General features: G+C 76.5%; 2 protein-coding genes. Both read right to left on the reverse strand.

Features of this window, described 5'->3' with window-relative positions; all coding sequences use genetic code 11:
- Window positions 1–5288, reverse strand: a 5288-nt coding sequence (locus IEZ31_RS54975; RefSeq protein WP_190258157.1) for a type I polyketide synthase, incomplete at its 3' end; no start/stop codon positions are given.
- 17 nt (window positions 5289–5305) lie between these two features.
- Window positions 5306–9163 (reverse strand): SDR family NAD(P)-dependent oxidoreductase, encoded by a 3858-nt coding sequence (locus IEZ31_RS54980; protein WP_190258158.1) that lies wholly within the window; start codon window positions 9161–9163, stop codon window positions 5306–5308.
- Between the last annotated feature and the right edge of the window lie 12 nt (window positions 9164–9175).

Genomic DNA, 9175 nt, shown 5'->3' on the forward strand with positions numbered 1-9175 from the left:
TCCTCCCGCGTCGACCCGGTGGCCGCCGCCCGGAACGGGAACCGCGAACGCTGCGTCGCCAGCGCAACGGCCGTGTCGTTGATGCCGTCCCGGGTCCCGGCGGCCCAGTCGGCCAGCCGCGCGGCTTGGGCGCGCAGCGCCCGCTCGGACTTCGCCGAGACGAGCCAGGCCGTCGGCACCTCGCGTGCCTCGGACAGCGGCACCGCGTCGCCCTCCTCGATGATCACGTGGGCGTTGGTCCCGCTGATCCCGAACGACGACACACCGGCCCGGCGCGGGCGGCCCTCCGTGCGCGGCCAGGCGCGCGCCGCCGTCAGCAGCGACACGCGGCCGGCGGTCCAGTCGATCTGCGACGAGGGTTCATCGGCGTGCAGCGTCCGCGGCATCGTGTCGCGCTGCATCGCCATGACCATCTTGATGACCCCGGCGACGCCGGCCGCCGCCTGGGTGTGGCCGATGTTCGACTTGACCGAGCCGAGCCAGACGGGCTCGGCCCGGTCCTGGCCGTAGGTGGCCAGCAGCGCGCCGGCCTCGATCGGGTCGCCGAGCCGGGTGCCGGTGCCGTGCCCCTCGACGACGTCCACCTCGGACGCGGTGACCCCGGCGTTGGCGAGCGCCTGGAGGATGACCCGCTCCTGGGAGGGGCCGTTGGGGGCGGTGAGGCCGTTGGAGGCGCCGTCCTGGTTGACCGCCGTGCCGCGGACCAGCCCCCAGACGCGGTGGCCGAGGCGGCGGGCCTCGGAGAGGCGCTCGACGACGAGGACGCCGACGCCCTCGGCCCAGCCGGTGCCGTCGGCGTCGCCGGAGTAGGCCTTGCAGCGGCCGTTGCCGGCCAGGCCGCCCTGGGTCGCGAACTCGGCGAACGCGCCCGGGGTCGCCATCATCGTCACGCCGCCGGCCAGGGCCAGGGTGCACTCGCCGTTGCGCAGCGACTGCGCGGCCAGGTGCAGCGCCACGAGCGAGGACGAGCAGGCGGTGTCGACGCTGATGGCCGGGCCGGTGAAGCCGAGGGTGTAGGCGACGCGCCCGGAGACGACGCTCGGCACGTTGCCGGTCAGCAGGTAGCCCTCGCCGCCGGACGGGTTGGCGGCCAGCAGCGAGGCGTATTCGGAGCTGCCGACGCCGACGAACACGCCCGACGGGGTGTCCCGCAGGGTCGCGGGGTCGATCCCGGCTCGTTCGACCGCCTCCCAGGACACCTCCAGCAGCAGCCGCTGCTGCGGGTCCATGGCGAGGGCCTCGCGGGGGCTGATGCCGAAGAAGCCGGCGTCGAACCCGGCGACGTCGGTGAGGAACCCGCCCTCCGGCCACACGTCGGCGGGCGCCGGCCCGAGGTCCCAGCCGCGGTCGGTGGGGAACGGCCCGACGCCGTCGCCGCCCTCGGCGAGCAGGTCCCACAGGGCCTCGGGCGAGCCGACCCCGCCGGGGAACCGGCAGGCCAGGCCGACGATCGCGATCGGCTCGTCGGAGACCGCGGCGGCGTGCACGATGATCGACCGGGTCGCCCCGACGGCCTGGTCGCGGATGAAGGCGGCCATCGCCAGCGGCGTGGGGTGGTCGAACACGAGGGTGGCGGGCAGGGTGAGCCCGGTCGCCGCGGCGAGGCGGTTGCGCAGGTCGACGGCGGTCAGCGAGTCGAAGCCGATCTCCCGGAACGGCTGGTCGGCGGCGACGGCATCGGCCGACTCGTGCCGCAGGACGCCGGCGGCGTGCGTGCGGACCAGGTCGAGGACGGTGGTGAGCTGGTCGTCGCGGGTCAGCCCGGCCAGGCGCTGCCGCAGCGCCGCCTGGCCGCCGTCGTCCGCCGCAACGCCCGTGGCGGCGGCCCGCCGGGCCGCCGGCCGGGCCTTCCCGGCCGCGGGCACCCGCACGAGCCGGTCGGCGAACTCCGGCGGTACCGCCGTGCAGTCGAACGAGCGGACCGAGACCACCGGGGCGCCGAGCCCGTCGGCCGCGGTGATGCCGATCGAGCCGTCGGGGCCCGGGCCGATGCGGACCCGCAGCCGGTCGGCGCCGACCGCGGACAGCCGGACGTCCTCGAACCTGGTGCCCAGCCACACCTCGCCGGTCTCGCCGGTCGCGTCGCCGGTGGCGGCCCGCCATGCCTGCATCGCCCCGTCGAGCAGGGCGGGGTGCAGGCCGAACGCCGCACCCGGCAGGGTGGCGTCGCCGGGCACCACGACGTCGGCGAACACCTCGCCGTCGCCGCGCCACACACGCAGTACCGACGGGGACATCACGGCATCGACGTCGACCGCCTCGGCGCCGGTGGGTGGCCAGGCAAGCGGCTCGACCGTCTCGGGGTCGGTGTCGGGGGCGAGGACGCCGGTGGCGTAGCGGGTCCACTCGTCGCCGGTGGTGGCGTAGACGCCGACCTCGCGGGTGCCGCCGGGCGTGGGTTCGCCGACGATGACCTGCAGGCGCACGGTCTCCCGCTCGGGGACCACGAGCGGCTCGTGCACGGTCAGCTCGCGCACGACCGGGCAGCCGGCCTCGTCGCCGGCCCGCATGGCCAGCTCCAGCAGCGCGCTGCCGGGCACCACCGGCTGGTCGGCCAGCCACGGCTGGGACGCGACGGAGAGCCGCCCGGTGCCGACGTAGCCCTGCCCGCCGGCGAGGGCGGCCACGGTCTCGATCGGGTGCTGCCCGCCGCCCTGGGGGTCGAGCCAGAAGCGGCTGTGCTCGAAGGCGTAGGTCGGCAGGTCGACCGGCCGCCGGGCCTCGCCGAGCAGCTTCGGCCAGGCGACGGTGGTCCCGGCGCTGTGCAGGACGCCGGCGGCGGCCAGGAACCGGGTCCACTCCGGCTCGTCGCGGCGCAGCGTCCCGGTCGCGACCGGCACCACGTCGGCGATCCCGGCGATGAGCACCGGATGGCCGCTGGCCTCGACGAACCTCGTGTATCCGGCCGCGGCGAGCGCCTCGATCGCCGGGGCGAACCGGACCTGCTCGCGCAGGTTCGTGTACCAGTAGGCGCCGTCGGCCTCGGGGCCGTCCATCCACCGGCCGGTGACGGTCGAGAACCAGCCGATGCTGCCCGGCCCGGGCCGGACGTCGGCCAGCTGTTCGCGCAGGCTCTCCTCGATCGGCTCGACCATCGGGCCGTGGGAGGCGTAGTCGACGTCGAGGACCCGCGTCGGTACGTCCAGGGTGGCCACCCAGTCGTGGACGATCTCCGGCGGGCCGGACACGACGACGGACTCGGGGCCGTTGACGGTGGCGATGCTCAGCCCTTCGGCGAGCCAGCCCGCGACGCGCTCGGCCGAGGCGGCGACCGAAGCCATCGCGCCGGTGCCGGCGAGCTTGCGCAGGGACCGGGCCCGGACGGCGACGACCTTCGCGCCGTCCTCGACGCTGAGCGCGCCGGCCACGACGGCGGCGGCGATCTCGCCCTGCGAGTGGCCGACGACCGCGTCCGGGGTCACGCCCGCCCAGGCCCACATCCGGGCCAGGGAGACCATGACCGCCCAGAGGACCGGCTGCACGACCTCGACCGGGCCGAGCCACGAGTCGCCGGCCAGCACGGTCCGCAGGTCGAAGTCGACCCACGGCGCCAGCGCCCGGCCGCACTCGTCGATCGACGCCGCGAACTCCGGCGACGCCTCCAGCAGTTCGACGCCCAGGCCGGCGCGCTGCCAGCCCTGGCCGGGGAAGAGCATGACCACCTTGCCGGGGGCGGCGGCGGGGCCGGCGGTCACCTCGCGCAGCCCGGCGACCAGCTCCGTGCGGGTGCCGCCAGCGACCACGGCCCGGTACGGGAACAGGGTGCGCTGGGTGGCCAGGGCCACGGCCGTGTCGGCGAGACCGTCGTCGCTGCCGGCGGCGAAGTCGGCCAGCCGCAGCGCCTGCGCGCGAAGGGCGGCCGGGGTCTTCGCCGAGACGAGCCACGCGGTCGGCTCCTCGACGGGCTCCGGCGCCGGTACCGGGTCGCCCTCCTCCAGGATCACGTGGGCGTTGGTGCCGCTGACCCCGAACGACGACACCGCCGCGCGCCGCGGCCGGTCCTGGTCCGCGGGCCACGGCCGCGGCTCGGTCAGCAGCTCGACCGCGCCGGCCGACCAGTCGACCTCGGGCGTGGGCTCGTCGACGTGCAGCGTGCGCGGCATCGTGGCGTGCCGCATGGCGAGGACCATCTTGACGACCCCGGCGACGCCGGCCGCGGCCTGGGTGTGGCCGATGTTCGACTTCACCGAGCCGAGCCACAGCGGGCGGCCGTCCGGGCGGCTCTGCCCGTACGTCGCCAGCAGCGCGCGGGCCTCGATCGGGTCGCCGAGCCGCGTCCCGGTGCCGTGGGCCTCGACGACGTCGATGTCGCCGGCCGCGACCCGGGCGTTGGCGAGGGCGCGCAGGATGACCCGCTCCTGCGAGGGGCCGTTGGGGGCGGTGAGGCCGTTGGAGGCGCCGTCCTGGTTGACCGCCGAGCCGCGGATGACGGCCCAGGGCCGGTGCCCGAGGCGGCGGGCGTCGGCGAGGCGCTCCAGGACGAGCACCGCGGCACCTTCTCCCCAGCCGGTACCGTCTGCGGCGCCGGCGAACGCCTTGCAGCGCCCGTCGCCGGCGTCACCGCCCTGGTTGGCGAACTCGGCGAACGTGCCGGGGGTGGCCATCACGGTGACGCCGGTGGCCAGCGCCAGGCCGCACTCGGCGTTGCGCAGCGCCTGGACCGCCAGGTGCAGGGCGACGAGCGAGGACGAGCAGGCGGTGTCGACGGTGATCGCCGGGCCGGTGAGGCCGAGGAAGTAGGCCAGGCGGCCGGACAGCACGCTGCCGGCGGAGCCGGTGAGGATGTAGCCGCCCAGGCCCTCCGGGTTGGCCGCGACGAGCGAGTTGTACTCCTGGCTGCTGGCGCCGACGAACACGCCGCCGGTGCTGCCGCGCAGGCTCGCCGGGTCGATGCCGGCCCGCTCGATCGCCTCCCAGGTGACCTCGAGCATCAACCGCTGCTGCGGGTCCATGGCCAGGGCCTCGCGCGGGCTGATGCCGAAGAAGCCGGCGTCGAAGCCGGCCACGTCGGGCATGAAGCCGCCCTCGGGGAAGTAGCCGCCGCCGGTGATGTCCTCCAGCAGCCAGCCGCGGTCCTCGGGGAACGGGCCGATGGCGTCGGTGCCGGCCGCGAGCATCGCCCAGAACTGTTCGGGCGAGGTCACCCCGCCGGGGTACCGGCAGGCCAGGCCGACGATCGCGATCGGCTCGCGTTCGCGGGACTCCGCCTCGATGAGCTGCTGGCGGGTCTGCTGGAGGTCGGCCGCGACCCGCTTGAGGTAGTCGCGGAGCTTGTCCTCGTTGCTCATAGGGGCACCCCGTGTGGTCATGACAGGCCGAGGTCCTTGTCGATGAAGTCGAACAGTTCGTCATCGGTCGCGGTCTGCAGCCCGTCGGCGGCCGCCGCGGCGGCTCCGGCGCCCTGCAGGGCGCCCCACTTCATGGTCAGCGCCTGCAGGCGGACCAGGATCTGGCCGCCCTCGGCATCGGTGGCCGTGACGGAGGCGAGCGCGCTCTCCATCCGGTCGAGCTCGGCCAGCAGGGACCGCGCGGCGAGGGAGTCGTCGCCGACCATCTCGCCGTGCAGGTAGCCGGCGAGGTCGGCCGGGGTCGGGTAGTCGAACACCACCGTCGCCGGCAGCCGCAGGCCGGTCGCCGCGCCGAGGCCGTTGCGCAGCTCGATCGCGGTCAGCGAGTCGAAGCCCAGGTCGCTGAACGCGCCACCGGGCTCGATGCTGTCCGGGGAGTCGTGCCGCAGCACCGCGGCCGCCCGCGCCCGCACCAGGTCGAGCAGCCGGCGGTGCTGCTCGTCGCGGCCGAGCAGCGCGAGGTCGGCGAGCCACCCCGGGGCGCCACCGGCCGCGCCGTCCCGGGCGCTGCGCCGGGTGCGGCTGCGCACGAGGCCCCGCAGCATCGGCAGTACGCCGTCGCCGCCCCCGGCCTCGATGCCACCGAGGTCGAGGCGGATCGGCACGAGCAGCGGGTCGTCGCCGAGCATCGCCGCGTCGAACAGCGCGAGCGCGTCGGCGGTCGACAGCCCGGCGCGGGGCCGGCCGTCGCCGGCCCGGCCGCCCATGCCGAAAGACTCGGCCCACAGCCCCCAGGCCAGCGACACGGCGGGCAGCCCGGCGGCGTGCCGGTGGTCGGCGAGGCCGTCGAGGAACGCGTTGCCGGCGCTGTAGTTGGCCTGCCCGGCGTTGCCGAGCACCCCGGCGGCGCTGGAGAAGAGCACGAACGCGTCCAGCGGGTGGTCGCGGGTCAGCTCGTGCAGGTGCCAGGCGCCGTCGGCCTTGGCCCGCATGACCGCGTCGACCCGCTCGGCGTTCAGCGCGCCGAGGACGCCGTCGTCGAGGATGCCGGCGGCGTGGACCACCGCGGTCAGGGGGCGCTCGGGCGGTACCGACGCCAGGATCGCGGCCAGGGAGGACCGGTCGGCGACGTCACCGGCGACCGCCTCGACCGCGGCCCCGTGACCGGCGAGCTCGGCGCGCAGCTCGGCGACCCCGGCGGCCGCCTCACCGGAGCGGGACACCAGCAGCAGGTGCCGGGCGCCGTGCTTGGTGACGACGTGCCGGGCGAGCGCGCCGCCGAGACCGCCGGTGCCGCCGGTGATGAGCACGGTGCCGCCGGGGGTCCAGCCGGGGCGGACCGCCAGCACCACCTTGCCGATGTGCTTGGCCTGGCTGACGAACTGGAACGCGTCGCGGGCCCGGCGCACGTCCCACTGCCGCAGCGGCAGCGGCCGCAGCGTGCCGGCGCCGAACATGGCGACGAGCTCGGCCAGCATCGCGCCGATCCGCTCGGGCCCGGCGTCCATGAGGTCGAACGGCAGGTAGGCGACGCCGGGGTGCTGCTCGGCGAGGCGGGCCGGGTCGCGCGGGTCGGTCTTGCCCATCTCCGCGAACCGGCCGCCGCGCGGCATGAGCCGCAGCGACGCGTCGATGAAGTCGCCGGCGAGGGAGTTGAGCACGACGTCGACGCCGCGGCCGCCGGTGACCGCGCGGAACGCCGCCTCGAAGTCCAGGGTGCGCGACGAGGCGATGGCGTCGTCGTCCAGGCCCAGGCCGCGCAGCACGTCCCACTTGCCGGTGCTGGCGGTGCCGAGGACGCGGGCGCCGAGGTGCCGGGCCAGCTGGACCGCGGCCATGCCGACACCGCCGGCCGCGGCGTGGACGAGCACGGTCTCGCCGGGCCGGACCCGGGCCAGGTCGACGAGCGAGTAGTAGGCGGTGAGGAACACGACCGGCACCGACGCGGCCGTGGCGAACGACCAGCCGTCCGGGATCCGGGCGAGCATCCGGTGGTCGGCCCGGGCGACGGGGCCGAAGCCGCCGGCGATCAGGCCCATCACCCGGTCCCCGGGGGCCAGGGTGGTGACGCCGGCGCCGACCTCGACGACCACGCCGGCCCCCTCGGAGCCGAGGTCGGCGCGGGTCGGGTACATGCCGAGGGAGATGAGCACGTCGCGGAAGTTCAGGCCCGCCGCGTGTACCTCGACCCGGATCTCGTGCGGCTCCAGCTCGGCGGCGGCCTCGGGATGGGCGGCGAGGTGCAGCTCGTCGAGGGTGCCGTTGGGGCCGGGTTCGAGGCGCCAGGCGGGCGCGTCGGCCGGGGGCGCGAGCCGGCCGGCGGGGACGGCCCGGGCCAGGCGGGCGGCGAGCACCTCGCCACCACGCACGGCCAGCTGCGGCTCGTCCCCGGCCACGGCGAGCGCGAGGTCGAGGTCCGGTCCACCGTCGTCCCCGGCCGGCAGGTCCACCAGGGTGAAACGGCCCGGGTTCTCGGCCTGGGCCGAGCGGACGAGGCCCCAGACCGCGGCGCCCGCGAGGTCGGTCACCGGGCCGCCGGCGGCGACGGCGCCGCGGGTCACGATGACGAGCCTCGCCTCGTCGTCGCGGTCGCCGGCGATCCAGTCCTGCAGGGCCGCCAGGGTTTCCGCGACGGCCGTCCGGGCCCGCACGGCGGGATCGCCGTCGCCGGCGGTGGCCGGGTAGTGCACGACGCTCGCCGGCGGCTCGGCCCCGGCCGCCGCGGTCACCGGGATCCACTCCGGGGCGAACAGCGCGTCGCGGACCGGGTCGGGCCGGACGGTCCCCGGCAGCGGCCGCAGCACCAGGCGGTCGATGTCCACGACGGGTCCGCCGCTGCCGTCGACCGCGGTGACGGTGACGCCGCCGCCGTCGGCCGGCCGCAGGCTGGCGTGCAGGGTGGCCGCGCCGGCGGCATGCAGGCGAACCCCGGTCCACGCGAACGGCAGCCCGTCGATGCCGGGGTGGTCCCAGCCGGCGACCCCGAGCCCGTGCAGGACGGAGTCCAGCAGCCCCGGGTGCACCCCGAACGCGGCGGCCTCGCCGGTCGCGTGCTCGGGCAGCGCCGCCTCGATGAACACCTCGTCACCGCGCCGCCACGCCCGCCGCAGCCCACGGAACAGGGGCCCGTAACCGAACCCGGCCGAGTCGAGCCGCTCGTACAGCCCGTCCACGGCGACTGGCTCGGCCCCGGCCGGCGGCCAGCTGGTGAGGTCGGTTGAGGTCGTGGTGCGCTCCGTCGTGGTACCGAGGATGCCGCTGGCGTGCTGGGTCCACGGCTCGGCGGCGCCGGGCGTCTCCGGGCGGGTGTAGATGCCGACCTGGCAGGTGCCGTCCTCGTCCGGCTCGCCGACGGTGAGCTGGAGCTGGACGGCGCCGTCGGCCGGCACGACCAGCGGCGCGTGCAGCGTCAGGTCGCGGATGCCGTCGCAGCCGACCTCGTCGCCGGCCCGGATGGACAGCTCCACCATCGCGACCCCGGCCACCAGGACCCGGCCGGCGATGACGTGGTCACCCAGCCACGGCTGCGCGGCGAGCGAGAGCCGGCCGGTGAACACCCGGCCCCCGCCGCCGGCCAGGGTGACGGCGGCGCCGAGCAGCGGATGCCCGGCCTCGCCGAGCCCCGCGGCGCGCACATCCCCGGGCCCGGTCGGCGGGTCGAGCCAGAACCGCTCATGGTCGAACGCGTACGTCGGCAGCTGCACATACGTCTCCGAGCGGCCGAGCACGGCCGCCCAGTCCACCTTGGCTCCGGCCGCGTGCAACCCGGCCGCGGCGTTGACGAGGTGCCCGGCCCGCAACGTCGGCACCACGGTGGCGTCCGGCGCGGTCGCGGCGATCATCGACGTCAGCACCCCGTCGGGACTGACGTCCACGAACAGCCCCAC

It is taken from the genome of Dactylosporangium sucinum (assembly GCF_014647515.1).
GTDB lineage: Bacteria > Actinomycetota > Actinomycetes > Mycobacteriales > Micromonosporaceae > Dactylosporangium > Dactylosporangium sucinum.